The sequence below is a fragment of the Parvularcula mediterranea genome (assembly GCF_013085255.1).
Taxonomy (GTDB): domain Bacteria; phylum Pseudomonadota; class Alphaproteobacteria; order Caulobacterales; family Parvularculaceae; genus Parvularcula; species Parvularcula mediterranea.
On sequence record NZ_JABFCX010000002.1, the window covers coordinates 1,078,496 to 1,102,660 of the forward strand.

Annotated in this window: 24 protein-coding genes; 14 read left to right on the forward strand and 10 right to left on the reverse strand. The window is 63.0% G+C overall.

Features of this window, described 5'->3' with window-relative positions; translation table 11 throughout:
• From HK107_RS05840 to ubiB, 3 genes are all read left to right on the forward strand, one after another.
• Window positions 1–1,980, forward strand: a complete 1,980-nt coding sequence (locus tag HK107_RS05840; protein WP_173197599.1) for a TonB-dependent receptor — start codon at window positions 1–3, stop codon at window positions 1,978–1,980.
• 78 nt (window positions 1,981–2,058) lie between these two features.
• Window positions 2,059–2,808, forward strand: a complete 750-nt coding sequence (locus tag HK107_RS05845) for a class I SAM-dependent methyltransferase (protein ID WP_173197601.1) — start codon at window positions 2,059–2,061, stop codon at window positions 2,806–2,808.
• Between the two features lie 3 nt (window positions 2,809–2,811).
• Complete coding sequence (gene ubiB / locus HK107_RS05850) at window positions 2,812–4,332, forward strand: 2-polyprenylphenol 6-hydroxylase (protein WP_173197603.1); 1,521 nt, start codon at window positions 2,812–2,814, stop codon at window positions 4,330–4,332.
• 86 nt (window positions 4,333–4,418) lie between these two features.
• Here the strand turns inward: ubiB and HK107_RS05855 are convergent, their stop codons facing one another.
• Window positions 4,419–5,195 carry an outer membrane protein gene (locus tag HK107_RS05855; protein WP_173197605.1) on the reverse strand — a complete coding sequence of 259 codons (777 nt, stop codon included), beginning with the start codon at window positions 5,193–5,195 and terminating at the stop codon, window positions 4,419–4,421.
• Between the two features lie 244 nt (window positions 5,196–5,439).
• Between HK107_RS05855 and coaBC the strand changes: the two genes are divergently transcribed.
• Complete coding sequence (gene coaBC / locus HK107_RS05860) at window positions 5,440–6,657, forward strand: bifunctional phosphopantothenoylcysteine decarboxylase/phosphopantothenate--cysteine ligase CoaBC (RefSeq protein WP_173197607.1); 1,218 nt, start codon at window positions 5,440–5,442, stop codon at window positions 6,655–6,657.
• 3 nt (window positions 6,658–6,660) lie between these two features.
• Here coaBC and HK107_RS05865 read toward each other — a convergent pair whose 3' ends face one another.
• Window positions 6,661–7,650: a TraB/GumN family protein gene (locus HK107_RS05865; protein WP_173197609.1), complete on the reverse strand. Its 990-nt coding sequence runs from the start codon at window positions 7,648–7,650 to the stop codon at window positions 6,661–6,663.
• Window positions 7,651–7,864: 214 nt separating this feature from the next.
• On the opposite strand from HK107_RS05865, the gene HK107_RS05870 reads away from it, so the two are divergent.
• From HK107_RS05870 to HK107_RS05885, 4 genes are all read left to right on the forward strand, one after another.
• Window positions 7,865–9,406, forward strand: a complete 1,542-nt coding sequence (locus HK107_RS05870) for a flagellin N-terminal helical domain-containing protein (protein WP_173197611.1) — start codon at window positions 7,865–7,867, stop codon at window positions 9,404–9,406.
• A 59-nt stretch (window positions 9,407–9,465) separates the two neighbouring features.
• Window positions 9,466–9,744: a hypothetical protein gene (locus tag HK107_RS05875; RefSeq protein WP_173197613.1), complete on the forward strand. Its 279-nt coding sequence runs from the start codon at window positions 9,466–9,468 to the stop codon at window positions 9,742–9,744.
• Between the two features lie 72 nt (window positions 9,745–9,816).
• The gene (locus tag HK107_RS05880) at window positions 9,817–12,042 is read left to right on the forward strand and encodes a TonB-dependent receptor (RefSeq protein WP_173197615.1); all 2,226 of its coding nucleotides are present in this window, start codon (window positions 9,817–9,819) and stop codon (window positions 12,040–12,042) included.
• A 135-nt stretch (window positions 12,043–12,177) separates the two neighbouring features.
• Window positions 12,178–13,866, forward strand: coding sequence for a vanadium-dependent haloperoxidase (locus tag HK107_RS05885; protein ID WP_198912311.1), 1,689 nt, complete (start codon window positions 12,178–12,180; stop codon window positions 13,864–13,866).
• On the opposite strand, the gene HK107_RS05890 is transcribed toward HK107_RS05885, so the two are convergent.
• Window positions 13,848–14,819, reverse strand: coding sequence for an ABC transporter ATP-binding protein (locus HK107_RS05890; protein WP_173197617.1), 972 nt, complete (start codon window positions 14,817–14,819; stop codon window positions 13,848–13,850). The genes HK107_RS05885 and HK107_RS05890 overlap by 19 nt on opposite strands.
• Window positions 14,820–14,911: 92 nt before the next feature.
• On the opposite strand from HK107_RS05890, the gene HK107_RS05895 reads away from it, so the two are divergent.
• Entirely contained in the window at window positions 14,912–15,244 is a 333-nt protein-coding gene (locus HK107_RS05895; protein ID WP_173197619.1) for a zinc-finger domain-containing protein, read from the forward strand.
• Here the strand turns inward: HK107_RS05895 and HK107_RS05900 are convergent.
• Together HK107_RS05900 and HK107_RS05905 are read right to left on the reverse strand one after the other, a co-directional pair.
• Window positions 15,198–15,740 (reverse strand): hypothetical protein, encoded by a 543-nt coding sequence (locus HK107_RS05900; protein ID WP_173197621.1) that lies wholly within the window; start codon window positions 15,738–15,740, stop codon window positions 15,198–15,200. The two genes, HK107_RS05895 and HK107_RS05900, sit on opposite strands and share 47 nt — an antisense overlap.
• 9 nt (window positions 15,741–15,749) lie before the next feature.
• On the reverse strand, window positions 15,750–16,637 hold the full coding sequence (locus HK107_RS05905) for a DUF817 domain-containing protein (RefSeq protein WP_173197623.1): 888 nt from the start codon (window positions 16,635–16,637) through the stop codon (window positions 15,750–15,752).
• 139 nt (window positions 16,638–16,776) lie between these two features.
• Here HK107_RS05905 and HK107_RS05910 point away from each other — a divergent pair, with 139 nt between their 5' ends.
• Window positions 16,777–17,433: a hypothetical protein gene (locus HK107_RS05910; protein ID WP_173197625.1), complete on the forward strand. Its 657-nt coding sequence runs from the start codon at window positions 16,777–16,779 to the stop codon at window positions 17,431–17,433.
• Between the two features lie 31 nt (window positions 17,434–17,464).
• Here HK107_RS05910 and HK107_RS05915 read toward each other — a convergent pair whose 3' ends face one another.
• Window positions 17,465–17,782: a hypothetical protein gene (locus tag HK107_RS05915; RefSeq protein ID WP_173197627.1), complete on the reverse strand. Its 318-nt coding sequence runs from the start codon at window positions 17,780–17,782 to the stop codon at window positions 17,465–17,467.
• Window positions 17,779–18,327, reverse strand: a complete 549-nt coding sequence (locus HK107_RS05920; protein WP_173197629.1) for a DUF2244 domain-containing protein — start codon at window positions 18,325–18,327, stop codon at window positions 17,779–17,781. The genes HK107_RS05915 and HK107_RS05920 overlap by 4 nt, the downstream gene beginning before the upstream one ends.
• A gap of 127 nt (window positions 18,328–18,454) precedes the next feature.
• Between HK107_RS05920 and HK107_RS05925 the strand changes: the two genes are divergently transcribed.
• The 4 genes from HK107_RS05925 (at window position 18,455) to proB (ending at window position 21,199) form a co-directional block, all read left to right on the forward strand.
• A complete protein-coding gene (locus tag HK107_RS05925) occupies window positions 18,455–18,787 on the forward strand; it encodes a DUF2853 family protein (RefSeq protein ID WP_173197631.1) in 333 nt (110 codons plus the stop codon).
• A gap of 229 nt (window positions 18,788–19,016) precedes the next feature.
• Window positions 19,017–19,733, forward strand: a complete 717-nt coding sequence (gene nth, locus HK107_RS05930) for an endonuclease III (RefSeq protein WP_173197633.1) — start codon at window positions 19,017–19,019, stop codon at window positions 19,731–19,733.
• 3 nt (window positions 19,734–19,736) lie between these two features.
• Complete coding sequence (gene pyrF / locus HK107_RS05935) at window positions 19,737–20,423, forward strand: orotidine-5'-phosphate decarboxylase (protein ID WP_173197635.1); 687 nt, start codon at window positions 19,737–19,739, stop codon at window positions 20,421–20,423.
• Entirely contained in the window at window positions 20,420–21,199 is a 780-nt protein-coding gene (gene proB, locus HK107_RS05940) for a glutamate 5-kinase (RefSeq protein WP_173197638.1), read from the forward strand. The genes pyrF and proB overlap by 4 nt, the downstream gene beginning before the upstream one ends.
• Here the strand turns inward: proB and HK107_RS05945 are convergent.
• The 3 genes from HK107_RS05945 to rph all read right to left on the reverse strand — a co-directional run bounded on the left by HK107_RS05945 (window position 21,196) and on the right by rph (window position 23,835).
• Window positions 21,196–21,969: an EF-hand domain-containing protein gene (locus HK107_RS05945; RefSeq protein WP_173197640.1), complete on the reverse strand. Its 774-nt coding sequence runs from the start codon at window positions 21,967–21,969 to the stop codon at window positions 21,196–21,198. The genes proB and HK107_RS05945 overlap by 4 nt on opposite strands.
• A gap of 147 nt (window positions 21,970–22,116) precedes the next feature.
• Entirely contained in the window at window positions 22,117–23,127 is a 1,011-nt protein-coding gene (locus HK107_RS05950; RefSeq protein WP_173197642.1) for a lysophospholipid acyltransferase family protein, read from the reverse strand.
• Window positions 23,128–23,130: 3 nt separating this feature from the next.
• The gene (gene rph, locus HK107_RS05955; protein ID WP_173197645.1) at window positions 23,131–23,835 is read right to left on the reverse strand and encodes a ribonuclease PH; all 705 of its coding nucleotides are present in this window, start codon (window positions 23,833–23,835) and stop codon (window positions 23,131–23,133) included.
• Between the last annotated feature and the right edge of the window lie 330 nt (window positions 23,836–24,165).

The following is a 24,165-nucleotide window of genomic DNA, read 5'->3' on the forward strand; positions in this document are numbered from 1 at the left end:
TTGAAGCCTTCTCTCCGTCTCGCAGCGGTCTCCGCTGTCGCCCTCCAGGCTGCTTCCGCCCAGACCGTTGACCGGATCACTGTCAGGGCCGCTCCGCCCGAAAGCCTCGACGACCGGCCAGCCAGCCTCAGCCTCTTGGATGGGCCCATTCAGGAGCTGATCTCACCCCGCGCGCCAGCGGAGCTTTTGAACCGCGCTCCCGGCGTCTTCGTTCAGTCAGGCTCGGGCCGTGAGCATCTGACCGCGATCAGGTCCCCAGTCCTCACAGGAGGAGCGGGCGCAGGCTCTTTCCTCTTCTTGCAGGACGGCATTCCCCTGAGAGCGGCAGGCTTTGCCAATGTAAACGGCCTTTTCCACGCAGGTTTCCCGTTTGCCGAGAGCGTCGAGGTCCTGCGCGGGCCGGGGGATGTGGCTTATGGCGCGAACGCCCTCCACGGTGCGATCAATGTCCGCTCAGCAGCCCCAGGCGAGGGCGACACTGCCTTCACGCTGAGCGCCGGAAGCTTCGACCGCGGCAGGGCCATCGGCTCCTTGAACCGCGAAGGGCTCTCCGCCGGGCTCAGCGTTCTCCAAGATGGCGGTTACAGGGCCGATTCCGGTGCGCTCGAGCTTAAAGGCCAGCTCGCAGCAAAAATAGGCGAGGGCACGCTGAGGCTCTCGGTCCATCATCTGGAGCAGGAAACAGCAGGCTTCGTCCTCGGCGATGATGCCTTCAAAGACGACGCCCTGCGCCGCTCCAACCCCAATCCGGACGCCTTCAGGGATGTCCGGCACGCTCTTGTCAGCTTCGAGCAGCCTTTCTCCGCTGGCGGTTGGGAGGGCACCGTGACGCCCTTCGCCCGGGCGACGGATATGGAATTCAGGATGCATTTTCTCCCCGGCACGCCGCTGGAAGAAAATGACCACGCGAGCATTGGCGTCCAGAGTATTGCCTTTCGGAGCCTGTCAGACGCCATGCAGGTAGCTGTTGGTTTCGATGCCGATATCACTGAAGGTGCCCTGACGGAGATCCAAACGGCCCCGACCCGCTTCTCGTTCGTCCAGGGCGTCCACTATGATTTCGAGGTGGTCGCGCAGGAGGCAGCACCCTTCGCCAAGCTCCTCTGGGAGGCTTCGGACAGGCTGGCTCTCGAAGGCGGGGTGCGCCTCACGCACACGCGCTACGATTATGACAACAACACAGCGGCCAATGTTGTTGGCCGCTTCCGCCGCCCTGCCGACCGCGAGGACGACTTCACGACCGTGACCGGCAAGCTCGCAGGCACATTTGCGATCTCTCCCGGGCAGTCGGTCTACGCCTCCCTCGCAAGGGGTGCCCGGGCACCGCAGATCGCCGAGCTCTACCGGATCCAGGTGAACCAGGACCCGGAAGGCATTGAGCCTGAAACCCTCGACAGTGCGGAGCTTGGCTGGCGCGCAGGGGGCGGCTGGGGCCAGCTGGCGCTCACGGCATTTGCCATGCGCAAGGAGAACGTCTTCTTCCGCGACGCCGACGGTTTCAACGTCACCGATGGCGAGACCACGCATGTCGGGGTCGAGGGCGAGGCGACGTTCAGCCTCCACGAAACCCTCTCCTTGAGGCTCAGCGGGACCTATGCCGAGCATCGGTACGGCTTTGACCGGAATGTCGGGAACGCCTCCGAAGTGATCACTGACGGGGACACGGTCGACACGGCGCCGGAAACCCTGGGCACGGCGCAGCTCACTTGGACGCCATCGTCTGACTGGCTCGTCGAGCTGGCAGCGACCCATGTCGGGGATTATCCGATGAACGCTGCGAACACCGTCACCTATGAAGGCCACGACCTTCTCGACCTGAGGGTGCAGAAGCAGCTTGGCGACAAGCTCTCTTTGACAGGCATTGTCCGCAATGCACTCGACACCCGGTACGCAAGGCGAGCAGATTTTGCTTTCGGAAACGAAAGGTTCTTCCCCGGCGAGGAACGGGCCTATGAGCTGGTTCTTTCCGCGAAGTTTTGACCCTGCGGCTGATAGGTTTAGAGACCCTTCGCCCCTCCCGGCCTATGTCCGCCTAAGACCTTCAGAAAGTCCCGTCCGATGAGCGAAGAGAAGACCGTCCCCTTTGGTGCCCGCGATGTCTCGCGGGAGGAGAAGGCGCCTCTCGTGCGCGAGGTCTTCCGTTCGGTCGCGACCTCCTATGACGTGATGAATGACTTCATGTCCGGCGGCATGCACCGGGTCTGGAAATCGGTGACGGTGGACAGGATGAACCCCCAGCCGGGACATCACCTGATCGACGTGGCTGGCGGCACAGGAGACATTGCTGCGAGCTTTTTGACGCGCGCGGGTGAACGTGATCCTCGCGGGCGCGCTCCAGCCGAGGCCGTGGTCTGCGACATCAACCATGCGATGCTCGATGCGGGGAACGGCCGTGACCATGCGGCGCGGGTCTGCGGCGATGCGGAAAAGCTTCCGTTCACGGATGGCATGTTCAGCCACTATTCCATCGGCTTTGGCATTCGAAACGTCACAGACAGGGCAGCCGCCTTCCGCGAGGCCTTCCGTGTGCTGCGCTTCGGCGGAAGGCTCTTCGTCCTCGAATTCAGCCAGCCTCCGACAGAAGGCTTTCGCGCGGTCTATGATCGCTATTCTGATGAAGTCATTCCGCGCCTCGGAGAGGCTGTGGCGGGCGATCGGGAGAGCTATCAATATCTCGTCGACTCCATCAGGCGCTTTCCGGGCCCTGACGATCTGGCGAGCGAGATCCGTGCCGCAGGGTTTTCACGCGTGAAGTATGAGCGCTTCACGGGCGGCATCTGTGTCCTCCACATGGCGGCGAAGATCTAACTTATGTTCCGAGGGCTGAGCGATCTTCTGAGGCTGTTGCGGATCACATGGATCCTGGCGCGTCATGACGCGCTGATCCCGCGTGAGTTCGACCGTCAGGTCCCCTCATGGGTGCGCCTTGTGGGCAAGGTCACGCGTTTCGGTACCCGCGCGCGGGGGCGTCGCCCGGGCCAGCGTCTCGCCGATGCGTTGGCGGGCCAAGGGCCTGCCTACGTCAAGTTCGGCCAGCTCCTCGCTACAAGGCCTGACATTATCGGCCTCGAAATGGCGGAGGACCTGGCGAAGCTTCAGGACCAGATGCCGCCCTTCCCGCAGGCCGAAGCCATCCGCGAGATCGAGCGTTCCTTCGGCAAGCCAATCGCGGAGCTGTTCACGTCTTTCTCGGAACCGGTCGCCGCGGCATCGATTGCGCAAGTCCACCGTGCACGGACGCTTTCCGGGAGTGACGTGGCCGTCAAAGTCCTCCGCCCCGGCATCGAGAAGACCGCGAGACGGGAATTCAGGACACTCCTCTTGGGCGCGAAGCTGACCCAGCGTTTCGTGCCTGCGGCCCGGCGTATGGAGCCGGTGAAGTTCATCCGCACCCTGATGCAAAGCTCCGAGCTTGAGCTTGATCTTCGGATCGAGGCAGGCTCGGCTTCTGAGCTTCGCGAGAATCTTGCTGAGTATCCTGACCTCGTCATTCCCGAGGTTGATTGGCAGCATTCCGCCCGGCGCATTCTCACCCTTCAATGGATCGAGGGTACGCCAGTCACCGATCTCGAAGCGCTTGGTGCACGGAATATCGACCGTTCGAAGCTCGCCATCCTCGCGATGCGCTCGTTCCTGAGCCAGGCCCTCGACCACGGCTTCTTCCACGCCGACATGCACCAGGGGAACCTCTTCGTCGACGAGAAGGGGCGGCTTGTCCTCATCGATTTCGGCATCATGGGCCGGCTCGATGAGAAAGCCCGACGTGCCTTTGCCGAGATCATCTACGGCTTCATCCGGCGGGATTATCGCGCAGCGGCGCTTGCCCATTTCGAGGCGGGCTATGTGCCCGAGCATTTCAACGTGGATGCCTTCGCCACGGCCCTTCGCGCGGTGGGCGAGCCGATCTTCGGAAAGAAAGCGGACCAGCTCGACATGAGCAGGGTGCTCCAGCAGCTCTTCGACGTGACCGATGTCTTCGACATGCACCTGCGGCCGGAGCTCGTTCTGCTTCAGCGCACGATGGTGGTGGTGGAAGGCGTAGCGCGGGTCCTCGATCCGGAGATCGACCTCTGGGCGACCGCCGAGCCGATCGTCAGGGACTATGTGAAGCGCGAGGTGGGCGGCAAAGCCTTTGCCCGCCAAGCCAAGGCCAACTTCGACGCCGCCAAGGACTTGGTGGAAGCATTCCCCGAGTTCGCCCAGGCTGCGGAGAACGTCGCGGGCCAGCTCGCCAATGGCGGGCTCCGCCTCTCAGACGACTCCATCGAGCGGCTAGCGCGGGCCATCAAGGGCAAGCCTGTCCGCCCGGGCAAAGACAAGCCAAGCGCCTGATCCTCTCTCATCGCGACAGGTAGGCAAAGAAAAAGGGCGAAGCCGAAGCTTCGCCCTCTTCAATCTGCGGCGTCAGCTGCTGAAGCTTAGAAGCTCCAGCGGTAGCCGACTTCGGCGATGAACTGGTCAACGTCGATTTCGAGATCCGAGACGAGGCCGAGTGCGCCGCCGGTTTCGACTTCAACGCTTTCAGCTGCGCGGTAGCGGAAGCCAGCGTGCAGGGCCGTGGTTGCGGACAGGTCGTAGTCGACGCCAATCATGGCCTGCCAGCCGAAGCCGGTGCTGTTGTCGTCAACGAGGCCGAGGCCCGAAGGATCGTAGTCGACGTTGGTGTTCACGACACCGATGCCGAGGCCGATGAACGGGTGCACGTCTTCGGAAGGAACGGTGAAGTCGTAGTAGCCATTGACCATGAAGCCGATCGTGGAGACCGAGCCCTGAGCGTCTTCGATGACGCGGCCGATGTTGATGCCGAGCGGCTCGGTCGCGCCGACGAGGACGCCTGCGTCCACAGCCTGGAGGCTGCCGCCGAGAGCGCGGAAGTCGTCATGGTCTTTGACGTTGGCGCGGGTGTAGCTGAGCTCGAGCTCGCTGCGGAACGGGCCGAGGGCCGTTGCTTTACCGAGAGCGATCGAAGCGAAGCCGCCGACTTCGAATTCGGAGTCGAAGACGTAGTTGGCGTCGCTGGTGAGCGTGCCAGCGTCGAGGCCGAGAACGAAGTTCTCGCCGACATCGCCGGAGTTGCTGCTGTCGGCGCTGAGAAGGAAGCCCAGCTTGCCTGCGACGTAGTAGTCTTGGGCTGCGGCGCCGGCCGAGGCCATTGCCAGACCAGCAGCGGTCATCATCATGAGAGTTTTCGTCATTTTTGGCCTCCTCAGGCGCCCTGCCGTTACGATTCGCAGGCGCAGTTGATTCATGGCGCGTGCATGCGCGCGCTCTTCCGATAAAGCGTTCAACGTTGCGTATTCAAGTGAGTTCCCGCAGTGCACCCCAAGAAACCTCAGCGGGCGGCAAAAACGCAACAGAGGAAATTAACGTAACGGCTTCCCTTTTCGCGCGAACGACGTGCCAGACAAAGGCTTGCCAGCGTAAACAGGGAGACAAACCATGACGTCAGAAGAGCACCGGTCACGCCGCGTCCTTTTGGTCGTGGGAGGCGGGATCGCGGCGTACAAGTCGCTGGAGCTCGCCCGTGAGTTGTCAAAACGCGGCGTGACGGTCACTTCCGTGCTCACCAAGGGCGGTGCCGAATTCGTCACGCCCCTCTCTCTTTCGGGCCTCACCGGCGAGAAGTGCTACACCGATCTTTTCAGTCTCACCGACGAGGTGGAGATGGGCCATATCGAGCTCAGTCGCTCCGCTGACCTTGTTCTCGTGGCGCCCGCGACTGCTGATCTCATGGCGAAAGCGGCCCAGGGGCTGGCCAACGATCTCGCATCGACCCTTCTCCTGGCGACGGACAAGAAGGTGCTCTTCGCCCCCGCCATGAATGTGAAGATGTGGGAGCACCCTGCCACCCGGCGGAACCTCGCGCAGCTCAGGGAAGACGGCGCAGAGTTCGTTGGCCCGGGCGAAGGCGCCATGGCCTGCGGCGAATTCGGCGAAGGCCGCCTCGCGGAGCCGTGGGAGATTGCCGACGCTGCCGAAAAGCTTCTTCCCGCCCCCCAAGGCAGGCTGTCTGGCAGAAAAGTGGTGATCACCGCAGGCCCGACCCATGAGCCGGTGGACCCGGTTCGCTTCGTGGGCAACCGCTCGTCGGGCAAGCAGGGCTACGCGATCGCCGCTGCCTGCCGGAACGAAGGAGCAGATGTGACCCTGATCTCCGGCCCCGTTTCCCTGCCTGCGCCGTCGGGCTGCGACGTCATCCATGTGCAGACGGCGCGCGAGATGATGGCCGCAACGGAACAGGCGCTACCAGCCGATGTCTTCATCGCCTGCGCTGCGGTGGCCGATTACCGCCCTGCGGTCGAAACGCCGCACAAGGTCAAAAAAGAGCGGGGCGGCCTGACGGCCATCGATCTCATCGAAAACCCTGACATCCTCGCGACGATCTCGCAGCTCGATGTGGGGAGGCCGCAGCTGGTTGTCGGCTTTGCGGCTGAAACTGACGATGTGCTCGGCCATGCTGAGACCAAGCGCGCCCGGAAGAAGTGCGACTGGATCGTCGCGAACGACGTCTCGCCGGGCACCCCCTCCATGGGCGGTGACAAGAACGAGGTCACGATCATCACCGGCGACGATGACGAGAGCCTGCCGATGATGGCGAAGGACATGCTCGGCGCCCACCTCGCAAGGCGGATCGCCGACAAGCTCGATCAGGGGTGACGGCTAGAGACGCTCGACGTCGTAGCCGCGGCCCCTGAGCATGTCCTGCAGCGACGCGTCGCCTGCGAGGTGGCCAGCGCCGACGGCGACGACGAAGGTACCGGGCTCATCGGTCAGGACCCGGTCGATCTGCTGAGACCAGTCCGCGTTGCGGTCGGTGATCAGACGCTCGCGCAGCTTGGGATAATCGGCGAAGGCACTGTTGATCAGGTAGTCGACCCGCTCGACATCCCCTTCGTACCAGGCCCCCATGAGGTCGGCGTAGTAGGCTTCGCCCTCTTCAAGATCATCAAGGACTTCAAGGAAATAGGCGGCATCGCGCTCGTCATCGCCATTGGCCAGCATCTGTATCTGCTGGGCTGCGGTCTCGAGGTAGCGGAGCGGCACGCCGCGCTCGAGCATCTCGCGGGAGATGATGACGTCAGCGCCTGAGGCTGGATCGCCGCCCGCCTTGATGAGCGAGAGGACGCTCATCTGCATGGTCGCGAACCAGGGACGGAAATTGTTCAGCTGTGAGAGGCTGAGGTCCAGCTCGCCGAGCGCCTCGTCGATCCTCTTCTGGTCCTTCTTCTCGAAGAAGTCCGACAGCGTCATGTCGTTCTTGAGCTCTGCGGTCTGGGTGACGACCAGGCCCATCGCCCTCTGCGCTTCACGGGAAAAGACGTCGGCTTCCAGGAAGACGGCCTCGGCCTGGTTGAAGGCGGTCCTGATGTCCTGGGTCTGCCATTCGACCCCGGGCTTCATCAGGTGGACCGTGCCGAGGAGGTAGACGACAGTGTCCTCGTCGGAGACCTGCCAGATGGCGACGTTGCTTTCGCCTTCTGTGGCTTCATCGAGGTTGGAGGGGCGATCCTTGCCGCCAACCGGTTCTGCAATCTCCTGCTGACCGCCGAGTTCCTCGATGACGATATCGCCCGAGGCGGCGTCATCTGAGCACGCGCCTAAGAGGCCCGCAGAAAAAGCCGCCAGGGCAAGCGGGAATGAAAAGCGCATGGAGATTCCTCTTTTTGGTCGCCACGGAGTTAGCACGATCCAGGAAGCGAACCGTGTCCGAAAGACAACGTCCGGTGCTTCCTGGAACCCAGCCAAAACAGCCTTAATTCCGTAAACAAACCTTACCTGCGTGCTTACCATAGTTTGCACTCACATTAACGCGATAGGCACGGTTGGTCCTCTAGATACTATCACACGGAAGGGAGGGATCGCTGTGCTACTGACAAATGCCTCGGCACAAGTCGCGTTGAAGACATTGCGCACGGCGAATGTGAACCTGCAGACGACGCAGGACCGCATCTCCACTGGTCTCAAGGTTGCGTCGGCCGACGACAACCCGGCCTTCTTCCTCGTCTCAACGACCCAGCGTTCCGACGTGGTGGTTCAGGACGGCATCCGCGAGAATCTGCAGGTCGGTCTTGGCGCGCTCCGCACCGCGATGGCAGCGCAGCCAGCGATCGATGACGCCATCCTCAACATCAAGAACGCGATTGTCGCCCTCGAAAACGGCACTGCCGAAGAAGAGCTGACGACGATCATTGAACAGCAGATCGATCAGGTCCGCGAAGTCCTGAAAGCTGCGAGCTACAACGGCCTCAACCTTCTCGACACGCGCGAAGCCCAGACGATGGTCATCGGCGCTGAACGCGACGGTGGCAGCTACGACTTCCAGACGCTTGAGCTTGTTGGCGCAGGTCTCGGCATCAGGCCGACCGTTGCCTCGCCCACCGTGGCGCCGTTTGCGGGGTCCGTCCTCGACCTCAACTCAACCCGGGATAACGGCACCGAGGGTACCTATGGCGGCTACACCGTTGGTACGGTCAATGGCGTCAACACCGGCACCAACGGTTCTGGCGGTGTCGACGAGCGGACCTTCGGCATCAGCTTCGAGACCGGGTCGGACATCACGACCCAGCAGGTGATCTACGAAGAGGGCGGCAACGTCCGCGGCCTCAACATCTCGATCCGCAACGGCCTTCTCGTTTTCGGTGGCTACAACCTGCCAACGGGCGACCCGGGCACCGAGTGGACCTACCGCGAGGTCCAGGTCTCGATCGAAGCCAACACACGCTACACCGCGCAGCTCGTCCTCGATGGCGACGCCGCAGCGACGGGTGAGTTCCGGGGCTATCTCAACGGCGAGTTCGTTGATCGCGTCGGCGGCGTCGGCGTCCTGTTTGACCACCCCGGCGGTATCGGCGTTGGCCGGATCAACGGCAACGCTGTCGTCAATGGCTCTGTGGTCAACCGCATCACCGGTCCTACGGGTAACGACTTCCAGGGGTCGGTGGACAAGGTCATCGCCTACAACTCGATCTTCACGACGACCGAGTTCGACATCATCAACAGCTACCTCGCCGAGGACTGGCTGCCTGAGCGCGGGATCCAGTACTATATCGGCTCCGAAGAGCGTCAGGAGACAGCGTCCCTGATCCAGCTTCTCGAAGCTGTGGTGCCGATCGATCAGGACGGCTTCTCGACTTCCGCCGCGCTCGAAGTGCTCGACGCAGCGTCGAAGAAAGCCAACCGCGCGTTCAGCACCTTTGGCTTCTACGAGGCCCGGCTCGAGCGTCAGCAGGACTACCTCTTCAACCTCTCCGGTTCGATGGAGAGCGGGATCGCGGCGCTTGTCGAAGCGGATCTCGCCGAGGAGTCCGCCAAGCTGCAGGCCTTCCAGGTCCAGACCCAGCTGGCGCAGCAGAGCCTCCTGATTGCCAACCAGCGGCCGCAATCGCTCCTCCGGCTTTTCGCCTGATCTTGATTTCGTAACGCCCCTGTGGTCCGTAACACCCGGTCAACAAACCGATCGGGTGCATGTCGAAAGCCGTCCACATCCTCTTGGCCATCTGGCTACTCGTGACGCCGGCACTCGCCGCGCATCATGATGCGGAGCATCTGGACGATGCCATCGCCGATCATACCCAGTGCGTTCTCTGTCAAGTTGGCGAGCGCGACGATGACCTGCTCGCATCAGGAATTGCGCCGCAGACGGCAACTTTTCAGCCACAGAACCCTGAGGCGCTGAAGCCCCAGGCCGGGCTGACCCATTACCTGCAATCGGAAAGCATCAGGGGACCCCCGGCGTCTCTCTGACACCGAACCTCCCATTCAGCTTTCCAATGAAGTCCCGCGCCGGAAAGGCCCGGGCATGCAGGGTATTAGACCATGAAACGCAATCTCCTCCGCGCCAGCTGCGCGATCCTTCCGCTTGCCATCGCTTCGGCCCACGCCAACACGGGCGCTGCCCACGATCCCGACGAAGACACCATCGTCGTCACCGCAACGCCGCTCGACAAAACCGCAGGTGAGCTCCTTGCTCCGGTCTCGGTTCTCGATGGCGACGAGCTCCGTCGCCAGGCCCGTGAGAGCCTCGGTGAGACGCTTCGCCGCGAACCGGGCGTCAGCACGACCTTCTTCGGCCCGGGCGCCAGCCGCCCCATCATTCGCGGCCTCGGCGGTGACCGGGTCCGGACGCTGACCAACGGCATCGGCACCATCGATGCGGCGGCAGCCAGCCCTGACCACGCCACCCCGATCGAGCCCGCTCTCGCTGAGACCATCGAAGTCGTCCGCGGCACGGGCCTCCTGCGCTATGGCAGCTCTGCCGCTGGCGGTGTCGTCAACGTCCTCGATGGCCGCATCCCGCAAGAGGTTCCTGAAGGCGGCGTCGATGCTGCGGTCAGCGCGGGCTACTCGACCGTCGACGAAGGCACCTTCGTCTCCGGTGCCGTTCAGGCGGCCATCGCCAAGCTCGGCAACCATGACCTCGTGATCTCGCTGCAGGGCAGCCGCCGCGACGCGGATGATTACGAGATCCCGGGCTTCGCCGAGTCCGAAGCTTTTATGGAAGCTGAAGAGGAAGAGGAGCACGACGAAGGCGATGAGCACGGTGACGAGCATGGCGATGAGGAAGCCGAAGGCATCCTTGAGAACTCGTTCCTCGAAACCTCGACCTACGCCGCTGGCCTGTCGCTTGTCGGTGACCGCAGCTTCCTCGGCTTCTCGGTCCAGCAGGTGAGCTCCGAGTACGGAATTCCTGCCGGTCATGGTCACGGCCACGGCGAAGAGGAAGAAGAGCACGGCGACGAGCACGGTGAGGAAGAAGAGGGCGGCGTCACCCTCGACCTCGAGCAGACCCGCTACGACATCAATGGTCGTCTCGAGTTTGGCGGCTTCATCCAGGCAGCGAACCTTTTTGCGGGCTATGCTGACTATGAGCACACCGAGTTCGAGCCCGACGGCGAAGCCGGTACGGTCTTCTCGAACGAAGGCTACGAGATCCGCATCGAGGCCGTTCAGGCCACCATCGGCGGCTGGAGCGGTGCGTCGGGCATCCAGCTTCGCTCGCGTGATTTCTCGGCGGTTGGCGAAGAGGCCTTCGTGCCGGAAACCGAGACCGAACAGTTCGGTATCTTCACCTTCCAGGAGGTCGAGAACGGCCCGCTCCTCCTCGAAGCCGCCCTGCGCTACGAACATAATGAGCAAAGCCGTGCGCCTGCTGACGAGTTCCTCGTTATTGCAGGTGAGCCCGCCATCGTCGAAGCCATTCCGGTGATCGAAGAACGGACCTTCGACACCTTCTCAGGCTCGGCCGGTGCACGCTTCCAGCTCTCGGAGACCGTATCGGTCAACGCGCAGCTCTTCCGTACAGAGAGGGCTCCGGTCACCGAAGAGCTCTTCTCCGGCGGTCCGCACCTTGCGACCCAGAGCTTCGACATCGGCAATCAGGACCTCGACATCGAAGAAGCCGTTGGTCTTGAGTTCGGCCTGCGCTTTGCCGGTGAGAACGCATCGGTCCGCGCCAACATTTTCCGCACGGATTATGATGGCTTCATCTACCAGCGGAACACCGGCCTCGGCGGCGGTGCGATCCTGGCCTTCGAAGGCGAGGACGACCCCGAAGAGCTCGAAGAGTTCGGTGAGCTGACGGTGCTGCAGTTCGACCAGGCCGACGCGATCTTCACCGGTTTCGAGATCGAGGCCTCGGCCAATCTCGGCACCACGGGTCCGATCAGCTGGTCGGGCGACATTGTTGCTGACTATGTCGAAGCAAAGCTCGACGAGGCGGATGCGTCGGGTAACGCACAGCTTCCCCAGATTCCGCCCTTCGGCGTGATCGCAGGCATCGAAGCTGACATGGCGCAGCTCTCGCTGCGTGCAGAGGTTGAGCACAATGCCGAGGCCGACGAAGTCTCGCGCTTTGAGCTTCCCACCGAAGCCTTCACGATGACCAACCTCTATGCTGACTATCAGCTGACGGAGCGTGTCACCCTTTCGGTTGCAGGTCTCAACCTCACCGATGAAGAGGCGCGCCTTCATACGTCTTTCCTTAAAGACCAGGTGCCACTGCCCGGACGGAACTTCCGTTTCTCTGTTCAGGTCTCCTACTGAGCTTACTGAACATTGCTCACACTCTGCGAGGAGGGTTCACAAACCCTCCTCGTTAGGTATTCTCGCCTCATAGGGAGAGCCACTGTTTAGCGGCTGCGAGGGGCAGCCTGGCTCTCTGCAATGAGGGAGTGATCTATGGAAATCAAAGACAAGGCCCAAGGGCCTTCGAGAAGAACTGTGCTCGGTTCAGCGGCTGGTGCTGCGAGCGTTGCCGGAGCGATCGGGCTCAGTTCCGCTGCATCCGCAAAGAGTGGCCGGGGCGGCCCGCCGCCCGCCAGCAACGGCCACCCGATCCTTGCCGATAAGAACACCCACCGGAAACTCGATGCCGTCCGCCTGCGTTTCAAGGCTGCGCGGGACCTGCTGAACCCCGGCCTGCCGCGTCAGGAGACCAGCGGCGACGATAGTTACGCTGACCGCCGCGCGAGCTTCACCAAGACGCTCCCGCATAACGAGTTCGGCGAGGTCGACACGGCCGCGTACCAAAAGCTTCTCGATGCGCTCGCCAGCCGCGAGCAGGACGATTTCGACGCGATTCCGCTCTCGCCGCTCGCGGACCGGAAGCTTGCCAACCCGCAAGGCGCCTACAAGTTCGAGCTGACTGGGCTCGATGGCCAGCTCACATGGATGCGCCCCGCACCGAAGTTCTCGGGCCTCGAAACGGCTGCGGAGATGGGAGAGCTCTACTGGAAAGCCGCTTGCCGCGATATTCCGTTCTCGGATTATGAGACCAACAACCGCATCGCGAATGCGGCCGCCGATCTCAACGGCTTCTCCGAAACCGTGGGGCCGAAGGATGGCGGTTCCGTCACCCCGCTGACGATCTTCCGTGGTGAGACCCCGGGCGATCTTACGGGTCCCTATATCAGCCAGTTCCTCCTCAAGCCGATCCCGTTCGGTAATGGCCGGATCGAGCAGCGCTATGACCGTCCTGCGCGGGGCGATGACTTCATGGATGACTGGGCCAGCTATCTTGCCGTCCAGCGCGGTGTTGCACCGACGCCGCTCGTGAAAGGCAATCCGCGCTACATCACCAACGCCCGGGCGCTTGGCGAGTTTGTGCATGTCGACTTCACCTTCCAGGCCTATCAGTCAGCGGCGCTGATCCTGCTCGGTATTCCGGGTGCGTTCGATATCGGCAACCTCTACAACACGAACGCGACGCAAGGCGCGTTTGTCTCGCTCGGTGGTCCGGACGTTCTTGACCTTGTCTCAAAGGCGGGCAACCTCTCGCTGACCGGTGCCTGGTACCAGAAGTGGCTGGTCCACCGCCGCCTCCGTCCCGAAGCATACGGAGGAAAACTCACCCAACAGATGCTTGGCAATAGGGACTACGGCCTGCCTGACGAGATCATGGACAGCCGTGCGGTCCGCCGCACCCAGCGGGTGCAGGGCAACGCGCTTCTGAGTCAGGCCTTCCCAGAGGGCTCGCCGACGCACCCTGCTTATCCTGCAGGCCACGCGACCATCGCAGGCGCTTGCTGCACGGTACTCAAGGCCTTCTTCGAAGAAAGCCTCGAAATCCCGAACCCGGTCGTGGCCAACCGCAACGGTACGGCGCTTGATCCTTATGCGGGTACGCTGACGATTGGCGGCGAGATCGACAAGCTCGCCAACAATATCGCCCTTGGCCGCGACTGGGCCGGTGTCCACTATCGCTCTGACGGCGTGGACGGCCTTCTCGTCGGCGAGCAGCAGGCCATCGGCCTCCTGCGCGACTATTCAAGGACGTATAATGAGCGTTTTGACGGCTTCACGCTGAGGAAGTTCGACGGCACGCGTATCCGCATCAATGCCGGCGAGGTCTACGCCGCCGGCGCCTGATCGGAACCATAGGTCATCTCGAGGAAGACATCCTCGAGATCGGCCTCCACGGTGGAGATGTCCTTCACCGAGACCCCTGCGGCGCTGACATTCGACAGGATGTCAGCGACCCGGGTCAGGGACGGGCGGTAATCGATATAGAGGTTGCCGTCCTTCTTGATCTGCGCCCCCTCGATGCCGCGCACGGCTTCGTCGGAAAGCGCAGCCTCAGGCACCACCATCAGCGTTTTGCGGTCGAGGCTCTTGATCAGTTCATCCTTGGGCTGAACGGTTCGGACATTGCCCTTGTGGATGATGCCGATCGTATCGCAGAGCTCCTGGGCCTCTTCGAGATAGTGCGTGGTCAGAATGACCGTCACGCCTCTCTCATGAAGCTCCATCACCTGCTCCCAGAGCTGTTTCCTGAGCTCGATATCGACCCCAGCGGTGGGCTCGTCGAGGATGAGGACAGGCGGATCATGGACCATCGCCTTGGCAACGAGCAGCCTGCGCTTCATGCCGCCTGACAGTGTACGGACATAGGCCTCTGCCTTGTCCTCGAGGCCGAGGGAGCGGAGGATTTCCATGGTCCGGCGCTTCGACTTCGGTACGCCGTAAAGGCCGGCCTGAATCTCCAGCCCCTCGCGGGGGGTGAAGAAGACGTCTGTGGAGAGCTCCTGCGGCACGACGCCGATCGAGGCGCGGGACTGTCGGGGGTTCTGATCGATGTCGAAGCCCCAGATCGAAGCCGTGCCGCTCGTCTTGTTCACGAGGCCTGCGAGGATATTGATGAAGGTCGACTTGCCTGCGCCGTTGGGGCCGAGGAGCCCGAAGACCGACCCGCGCGGCACATCGAGGTCGATACCTTCGAGCGCTACTTTCTCGGGCTGCCCCTTACCGCCCTTGTAGACCTTGCGCAGTCCGCGGGCGGAAATGGCGGCTTCGGGGGCGCTGTTCACTAGGGCATCGGACATGGCGTGGGCATTTCGGCGAAGCCTCTCCCTGCGTCAACCGAGCGAACTGCCGTAAGCTTGCAGGCCCGCCGCCCCTCCGGCATAGGGGGGCCATGGCGACGAAACTTCCAGCGCATAAAGAGCCCCGCAGCTACGAGCAGATTCTCACCGAGGTCATCCATGACCGCGATGCGCTGGAGGTGGTGTTCACCGACCACCGCCGGGTGGCCTGCATGGGCTCGGGCGGCGCGCTTGGGCACCCGAAGACGTTCTACACGATCGGCGACAAGGGCTATGTCGAGTGCGGCTACTGCGACCGGGTCTTCGTCTACGACAAGGAACGCGCTGGCGAAGAGCAGCACGGCCTTGAGGAGCGCAAGGCTCTTCCCGGCGACGGCGTTACCGAGAGCGCAACACCTCGTCCCGGAGAGTCCCTGGACGCTTGAGGTGATAGCGGCGCATCACCGCGTAGAACACGATCACCCAAAAGAGCAGTAGGCTGAAGAAATTGAAGAACCCGCCCCATCCCTGAAGGATGAGCTGGAGGGCTTCGAGATCGGCTGTGCGGACGAGCCTGATCCCATCGGCTGAAAGCTGGATTTGCTGGGCCTGCTCGCCGGGCTGGGGGATAATGCCTGAGAGCTCCATGAAGCGGATGACCGTCGTCGTCAGCGCAAGGACCAGCGGCGCGAAAACGAGAAAGATCCCAACAGCCGTGAAGGTATAGAAGGGCGCCCGGGGCGCCTCAACCCGCGCGAAGATCTCGCGGAACCGGTCCTGGGTCAGCCCTTCAAGGAGCTTGGGCTCTTTCCGCTCGATGAGCTTCCACTCTTCCTCCGAGCCAATGCGGACATCCTCGTCGATCCGCTTCTGCCAAGTGCGGAGGACGCCGTACCAGGCGCCGAGAATGACAAGGACGAGGAGGTAGTAGGTCAGCAGCATAGCCGCTTCCTAACCCCGCGCATGCGCCCCGTCACCTGAGGATTTGGGAGGGTGAACCACCGTCACCAGTGCCCAGCTCAGGATCATCAGGATGAACCAGGCGGGGTATTTCTGCCAGCTCACCGGCCGCCAGACCTCTTGCTGGTCTGGGTAGAGCCAGATGCCCGCCAGCGTCGCGAGGTTCTCCGCAAGGAAGATGAACAGCGCCACGAGCGCGAAGCCAAGGAGCAGGGGCATTTTGTGCCTGAACCGCCAGACCCGGTAGTGCACCCAGGTCCTCCGGTAGATCCAGGCCGTCGCCGCCAGCAGCAGCCACCTGATATCCGGCAGATAATGGTGCGCAAAGAAATTCGCGTAGATGAGCCCTGCGACCACGAAGGTCTGCCAGCGCGCCGGATAGCGGTCGAAGCGGAACTCGAAGACCCTCATGCACCGCGCGAGATAGCTCCCGACAGCCGCGTACATGAAGCCCGAGAAAAGCGGCACGGCGCCGATCCTGAGCATGCTCGCTTCGGGGTACGTCCAGCTGCCCGCACCCGTCTTGAAGACTTCCATCGCGGTTCCGACGGCGTGGAAGATGAAGATGACCAGCGCCTCCTGAGGCCGCTCCAGCTTCGTCACGAGGAACAGCACCTGCACGGTCAGGGCATAGGCGAAGAGAAAATCGTACCGCGCGACCGGGCTGTTCTCAGGCCAGAAAAGGGCGGTCAGGAGGATCGCTGCGAGGATCAGCCCGCCAAAGAGGCAGGCCCAGGCCTGCTTGATCCCGAAGACGAGAAACTCGGTCAGGCCATTCGCCAGCCGTTCCCCAAGGGTACTTCGCAGGAACGCTTCCACCGGCACGAGCGCGCGCTGGAGAAGCTGGTCCACCCGGGAGATCTCTTGATTGCTCGTCACGCTCGCGCCCCTCAGGCGATAGCCCTAGCCTGACTTGAGCGCGGTGGGCAGGCCTCGAAGGGCTGCTGGTCACGGCTTTGCGATGTGACCTCAGACGATGGGTTACCTAGAAGTTGAGGGGGAACTCTGGGGAGAGACCATGAAAAAAATCACTGCACTGGCCGCCGCTCTTGGCGCGCTGACCATCACCGCGGCCCATGCCGCATCTTTGACTATCGCGCCCGATGCCGACGGCACGGTCCAGGTCTTCGGCGGCGACAGCGTCATCACCGATGATGCATCGCTCAACGTGACCCAATCAGGCGGCCTCGCAAGAAACGCCATCTTCGAATTCGACCTCTCGGGCATCGGCGATGACGCGACCATCACGGGGGCAACCTTCTCGATCACCCTGAGCCGGTTCGTCTCCAACACAGGCGGAAATCCGGCAGCCGTTGATCTCTTCGCCTATGGCGGCGACGGCGTCATCGACATTTCGGACTTTGGTGCGGCTGGCGCTCAGGTCGTGGATACCACAATTCCGGCTGGCGGAAGCGGCGGCACGGTTTTCGACTTCACCTTCACGGATGTTGCGACCCTCCAGAGCCTCTTGGTCTCGGACCTTCTGACGCTGAGAATGGAGACGGACAGCTTCGCGTCCATCGCGATACAGGCTCTAGAAGCCAGCAATGGCGGGGCGGCGAGCCTGACGATCAATTTCGATGTCCCCAATGGCCCTGCAATCCCGATCCCCGCGGCGGCGTGGCTCTTTGCAGCGGGCCTCGGCGGCATCCTCCGCTTCCGCAGCAAACGCTAAGCGGCTTGGAAGTGTTTGGGACGGCGGCTCTTCAGGAGCCGCCGTTCTGCTGTCCGGCCCACCAGTCGGCGTAGCTTGAGTTCTTCGGGTGCTTCCGTGTTTCGTCAGGGGCGCCATCGTCCCACCAGACCGGGCCACGTTCACCGAGGGAGACCTTGGCTTCATGCACCTTGGCGCGGGCGGCCTTGGTCTCTTCTTCTGACGTGGCATCGCGCACGGCGCGGCGGGCCGCCTTCAGGTCTTCGACCAAGCCCTTGCGGGTTTCCTGATCGAGGCTGGGGTCTGACTTCCGCCAGAGGCGCTCCTTGGCCACGAAGTAGCGGCCATCGGGGGTCTCGGGGTATTTCAAGGCGTTCGGGTTTTGCTGAGCGCGGCGGAAAGCGCATCGGCGAGCTCTCCGCGCTCCTTCGGCGAGAGAAAGCTCCCGATAATCAGTGTCTTGCCGCCTTCGGTGAGCTTCAGCTGGCTCTCATGCTTCACGGGCCGATCGATCCACAGGCGCACCCAATAGGGCGACAGCTTCCACCGGGTCTCGTGGCCTGAAGGGAGCACGCGGCTCACCCAGAGCGCCTCGTCGGTGAGCATCACCCGCTCATGCCGCCGCCCTTGTGCGTAGGACAGGCGGAAGGCCCACCAGACGATCAGAATGTCGATCCCGCAGAAGAAGGCCACAGGCCACGCGCCGAGGGTCAGATAGATGAACCCGTTCACAAGGTTGACCCCGATGACCACCGCCAGAACCCTGAAAAAGCCGTCCCGCGAGAGTGACCGGTTAGGATAGAGAAGCGCGTGGAACCTGAAATCATCCTCGGGCGCCACGGGGTCAGGACCGGAAAGCCTGGCCTTTCCGGTGGCGTGGGGCGGCATGGTCTCGATGGAGGTCGTTCTGGCCATGGGGGTGATCTGCCTCATCCAGCGCCAGAAGCAACGGCGCGCAATGTCGCCGCAATTCTGCGCCTTTCCCTTGCGCTTGAGGGCCGCAGCGCGCCAGTCTCCCACGACCTAACACTAGGAGTGAACCATGGCTGATTTCGAAGAGCACCTCGCGGACGTCCGCAAATATGACAGCGGCGCCGATGAGGCCGTCGTAAAGAAGCTCTACAACCGCCTGCGCCTGACCATCTCGAACCGCGATGCGGCGACGGTGGCGTGCTCGGACAAGTCAGAGCTCGAGACCGTGCGCGACGGCTTCTGCAAGAAGACCCTCGGCCTCGACGCCAAGCATTCAGACGATGAGATCATGGGCGTCCTCGAGAATGTTTGCCAGGAGATGTCCGACGAGAAGCGCGGCAAGCCGCGGGTGCCCTACTACTACCTCGTTGCGAAGCACACGGGTACGCTCGACAAGCTTTAAGTCTCTGAGATTGCTGGATTATGGAGCGCGCGGGCAATGCTCGCGCGCTCGTTTTTGTCTGATGGATGCTGAATCGAGTTCAGGATGACGGGTGGGGAACAGACCTCGCAGTTATCGTCATCCCGGACTTGATCCGGGACCCATCACAGAAAGAGACCGCGCGAAGCGCTCCTTCGTCACGCTGGACATAAGCGCGATGTCAGCCCTACTTCGCCCCATGCCGCGCCCCATGAAAAAGGACGATATCGAGGAGTTCATCCGCCGCCTTTCCGAGGCGATGCCGGAGCCTGAGACGGAGCTTGAGTATCAGAGCCCGTTCGAACTCCTCGTCGCCGTGGCCCTGTCCGCGCAGGCAACGGACGTGTCGGTCAACGCCTGCACGCGGAAGCTCTACCCGGTGGCCAATACGCCCGATGCGATCCTCGCTCTCGGTGAGGAAGGGCTGGCGGAATACATCAAGACCATCGGGCTGTGGCGGAACAAGGCGAAGAACGTCATCGCCCTCTGCCGCATCTTGATCGACGAGCATGGCGGTGTGGTGCCGGAGACGAGGGAAGAGCTGCAAAGCCTCCCGGGCGTCGGGCGCAAGACGGCGGATGTCGTTCTCAACGTCGCCTTCGGTCAGCCGACGATTGCGGTCGATACGCACATCTTCCGCGTCTCGAACCGCACCGGGCTCGCCAGCGGCAAGACGGCCGACCAGGTGGCGGACAAGCTGCCCAAGCGCATCCCTGCGCCCTATCTTCAGGATGCCCACCACTGGCTGATCCTGCATGGGCGTTACGTCTGCAAGGCGCGGACGCCCGAATGCTGGCGGTGTGAGGTCAATGACCTCTGCGGTTTCAAACCGAAGACCCCTTCCCCCGAAGAGCAGAAAGCGGCGAAGAAGGCGGCTCCTAAACGCAAGGCGGTGAAGAAGGCCGCCAGGAAGAAAAAGGCCGCGTAAGCCATGAAGGACAAGGTCATCACCGCCCTCGACCTCACCACCGTCGAGGAAGCCGAAGCGCTGGTGGCGCTGCTCGGTGACGAAGGCGTCGCCTATAAGATCGGCTACCAGCTTTTCCCGCTGGGCGGCTACGCGCTCGCCCGAAGGCTGGTGGAGCGAGGCAAGCAGGTCTTCATCGACGCCAAGCTCCTCGACATCGGTTCCACCGTCGAAAAGGGCGTCAGGAGCCTCACCAAGATCGGTGCGCATCTCCTCACCGTCCATGCCGACGGCGACGCGATCCGCGGCGCGGTGGAGGGGCGGGGAGACAGCCACCTGAAGATCCTCGCGGTCACGGTGCTGACGAGCTGGGACCAGGAAGCGGTGACAAGCCACGGGATCACCGACAGCGTCCCTGACCTCGTCCTCCGCCGGGCAGAGCTTGCTCTTAAATCCGGGGCAGACGGCCTGATTGCTTCGGCCCAGGAGGCACCGGTGCTGCGCGAGCGGTTCGGATCGGAGCCCCTGATCATCACTCCGGGCATCAGGCCCGCAGGCTCTGCTGCCGGCGACCAGAAGCGGATCGTCACCCCTTCGGAAGCCATTGCCAACGGCGCGAGCGCGCTCGTGATCGGGAGGCCCATCACGGCAGCGGAGAGCCCGCGCGGTGCGCTCACGAAGATCTACGAAGAGCTCGAAGGCACGGCGTGAACAGCCCCGCATCTCTCCTGAGGGGCGCAAAGCGCCTCGTGGTGAAGGTCGGCTCGTCACTCGTCGCGGGGGGCGACATCTTTCGCCATGACGGGTTTGCGGGCGACCTTGCTGGCTTGAGCGCCGAAGCGGTCCTTATCAGCTCTGGCGCTGTGGCGCTCGGGCGGCGGGCCGCGCCTGACGTGGCAGGTGAGACCCTGGCGCAAAGGCAGGCGCTTTCGGCCATCGGCCAGCCGCTCCTCATGGCGACGTGGGAGCAGGCGATGGGTGGGGCCAACGCGCGGACGGCGCAGGTCCTCCTGACCCCTGACGTGACGGATGATCCCAAGCGGCGGGAGAACGCCAAAGCGACCATCGAAGCGCTTCTGAGCGCCGGGATGCTGCCGATCGTCAACGAGAACGACACGGTGGCGACGGACGAGCTGCGCTATGGCGACAATGACAGGCTGGCGGCGCAGACGGCGGCGCTGGTCGGGGCGGACCTGCTGGTCCTTCTCTCCGACGTGGAAGGCTATTTCGACGACGACCCCGGCAAGTCACCGGGTGCCAGGCACTGGCCGGTGATCCCACCTGAGGTGCTCAGCGATCCTGCAGCGCACATCCCGCAGGAAGCCTCCGCCCTCGGCACCGGCGGCATGCGGTCGAAAGTGGAAGCAGCCCGCCTCGCGGTGGAGGCAGGCATTCCGGTGCTGATCGGTTCGGGGAGGGGGCAAAGGCCCCTTGGCCGCCTCGCGGGCGGTGAGGGCAGGGCCTCGATGGCCCTGCCGCAGGGTTAGCCGGCGCGCGGAGGCATCGGCGGCTCAGGCATCGGGCGCGAGCGCATCTCCGCTTCGAGGTCAGCGAAAGCCATCTCGATCTCGGACTGGGTGGCGTTCGGGTCCACCGTGCGGCTCTCGGCCATGATGGACAGCGACCGGCGTGCTTGGTCCTCAATGTCGTAGGTGACGATTTCGAGGGTGATCACCCGGCTCATCTCGCCGTCTCGTTCGATCGTTTCGACCGAGCGCTTGGAGAAGCTGCCCTGGGGCTCGAACTCTTCAGGGGACAGGGTGCCGCTCTTGTCGGTGTCGAGGGCTTCGAAAAGGCGGCTCATGCCATCAGCCGAGCGCGGGGCACGCGGCGCGGGCGGGGCTTCCATATTGCCCTTGCGCTTGACGATACGGACTTCCTCGACCTCGACATTGTCCTCGGTCATCTGCCCGCGATCCGCGAACTCCGACAGGCTCAGCGCACCGTCGCCATTGCGGTCATAGGCGCGGAACGTTGAGTCATCGGCAAGGCTGACACCGGTGCCGAAGGTGGCGGCCGCAAGGGCTGCACCGATGCCGCCCGCAGCGGTCTTGAAGGGGTTGTTCTTAAACATGGACATAAGGCTTCTCTCTTCCTGGGTTGGAAGGGCCTGGGCCTCGAGGTCGTCGGCGATGAACTGCCTGACGATATCCGACGCGGTGACACCGCGCTCCTTGCAAGCCTCCATGAAGGCCCGCTTCTGGGTGTAGGGAAGCCTGATCTCCAAGCTCTCGGATTTCTTTTCCGGCCGTTTCATCATCGTCTCCTCATCGAGGTCCCGGGGCCCGGGTGAGGAAAGCCGAGCAGGAACCAGCGTCCCGAAGGTAGTGAATGTGCGCCCGGATGCACGTGAAATGCTGTCCGGACGCGCAGAATTGCTGCAGTTTTCGTGCCTGAGAAGGGCCTAATCAGCGTCCCGCTGTGCCCGCCATTCTTCGAGGCTCAGGCCCTCGCGGACGCCTTCGCAGACATATTTCTGGAGCTCGTCGGCGGCTTCCTGATCGTCGTCGAGAAGCTCTTCGGGCTGGATCGGCTTGCCGATCTTGAAGTCGAAGGTCTGGCCCTTCTTGTTCATCAGCTCGTGGAACAGGGTCATGTTCCTCAGCTCCTCGTCGATATTGTTGAACCAGTAGTAGAGCCATGAGTTGCGGCTCTTCAGGTTCACCGGGATCACCGGGCACTTGTAGCGTTTGGGCAGGTTGGCGACCGTCGACATCCAGGGGCGCTCGATGAGCTCCTTGTCGTCGTTCATGTAGGCGAGGCGGCCTGACGGGAAGAGGATGATCGACCGGCCCTGGTCGAAGGCTTTCTTCGTGGCCTTGAGGGTTTCACGGCTCTTGGCCCGGCTTTTCTTGTCGTCGCGCCACTCGACCGGGATCAGCTTGTCCGTGAGGCGCGGGTTGAGCCTGATCGCGTCGGCATTGACGAAGACGATAGGGTCGGGGCGCACCTCGGTGATGACGTCATGGAGCGCGAGGCCGTCAGCGATACCTGTGGGGTGGTTGCAGGCGATGATGCAGGGGCCGTCCTTGGGTATGTTCTCGATACCGTCGACCTCCAGCTTCATCTGGATCATGCGCGAGGCGTATCCGAAGGCCTCCTTGGCATCCATGCGGCCCGCCTCGTCGACCATGCGCTTGGCTTTGCCGTAGTCGAGGACGCCGTTGAGGGTCAGCCGGTAGAGCGGCCAGAACGTCGACTGCGAAAGCTTGATCGCCCGCTCGCGGATCAGCTGGTCCACGATGTGCTGGTGGCGCGTCAGGTGACCCGTGTCTGTCGGGGGCCGCACATAGTAGGGGCTGGTCGACTGCCACTCATAGATCTCGCGGTCGGCCTCGCTGCCCTCAGGGGAGAGCGGCTTGGCGTCGGAGCCGAGCATGGTGTGGTCGATCTCGATAGGCGTCTTGTCGTCCAAGGATCAGACCTCGTTCTGCTTGGCGGTGAGCTCGGCGCAGCCCTGCTTGGCGAGGGCGAAGATGGCCTGGAACTGCTCTTCGGAGAAGGGATCGCCTTCAGCCGTGGCCTGAACCTCCACCAGACCGCCGGTGCCGGTCATGACGAAGTTGGCGTCAGCTTGAGCGTTGGAATCCTCGTCATAATCGAGATCGAGGACCGGGCCGCCACCATAGAGGCCGCAGGATACGGCTGCGATCGAGCCTGTGAGCGGGTCCTTGGTGATAACGCCGTCTTTCAAGGCCCAACGGATGGCTTCGCGTAGGGCGACGAAACCGCCGGTGATCGAGGCGCAGCGCGTGCCGCCATCGGCCTGGATGACATCGCAGTCGACGGTGATCTGACGCTCGCCGAGGGCCTTGAAGTCGACCACTGCGCGCAAAGAGCGGCCAATCAGGCGCTGGATTTCCTGGGTCCGGCCGGACGGGCCGTTCTTGGTATCGCGGCGACCACGGGTGTGCGTGGCCCGCGGAAGCATCGAGTACTCAGCCGTCACCCAGCCCGTACCCCGGCCGCGCATCCATGGCGGGACGTTCTCTTCCCAGCTGGCCGTACACAGGACGTGGGTGTTGCCCGCCTTGATCAGGCACGAGCCCTCGGCATAGCGAGAAACGCCTGTTTCTATAGTGACTTGGCGAAGTTCATTGAAGGTCCGACCGGACGGGCGCATGGGCACTCCTTAATCTTGAAGCGCACCCCTAGCGGGCGTCAGGCGCGGCGTCGATGGTGACTGGGTTACGCCCCTGAGAAGCTTCAGTTCCTACCGAATCGTCATCACGCGGCCACAGTTCCGCCTCTTGAGTGCCCCCGTTTTCTGGACAAGTGTTCCGCCCGGACCTCACGGGAACGTGTGGGTGGGTAGGAGGAATTACCAATGTTCAAGCTTCGGCTGACGGCCGGCGCCGCGTTGATGGCGCTTGTCTCGGGGTGTTTGCCCCAGGGCTCGGGGAGCGGCTCAGCAGGGGGAGCAGGAACTGGGGGCGGTCAGGCACCGCCGCCG